Annotated in this window: 1 pseudogene; it reads right to left on the bottom strand. The window is 74.2% G+C overall.

The features are described 5' to 3' along the window. Window positions 1-630: pseudogene (locus CCN56_RS40200) on the bottom strand (IucA/IucC family protein); the annotation flags it as partial.

Raw genomic sequence — 630 nt, forward strand, 5'->3', positions numbered from 1 at the left:
GGCGTCGTCGCCGGGCCCGAAGGGGTTGTGGCGGATCATGACGTCGAGGCCCGGGACGGGGGTGCCGTCCGGGGCGTCGACGGCGAGCCAGGCGGGGTCTCGGACGATGTCGAAGCTCGGGTGGGCTGCCTGCCACTCGTCGACGAGGCCGGTGCGGAGCAGCCGGTGGACCTCGACGCCTCGGTGGAGTTCCTTGCGGAGGTTCTCGCGGCGGGAGTTGGTGATGCGCAGGCCGAGGGAGAGCTTGAGCATGGCCCGGGCGCCGGGTCGGTGCACGGTGCGGACGGAGGAGGTGGGGTGCCAGGGACTGCCGTGCAGACCGAGGTCGTGGAGGAGGCCGGCGTCGAGGAGGGCGTGGACGTCGGGGCGGTGCAGGAGTTCGCGGGCCTGCCAGGGGTGCAGTGGCAGGGGCGCGGTGCCGGCGGGCGACGCGAGTCCTTCGGCGAGACCGGAGACGAGCTGTTCGGCGGTGACGGNNCGGGTGAGTAGAGCCGGCCCTCGGCCTCGGAGAGTCCTTCGCGACTCTTGGGGGTGGGGTGGAGCGGGTGGCCGAGCAGCAGGGACTGTTCGGCGGCGAGGAAGAGGTCGGCGTCCGGGTGCGGTTGCGGCCGGCGGCGGCGCTCGGCGAGG

The sequence above is a fragment of the Streptomyces sp. NRRL B-24572 genome (genome assembly GCF_002156145.1).
GTDB lineage: Bacteria > Actinomycetota > Actinomycetes > Streptomycetales > Streptomycetaceae > Streptomyces > Streptomyces vietnamensis.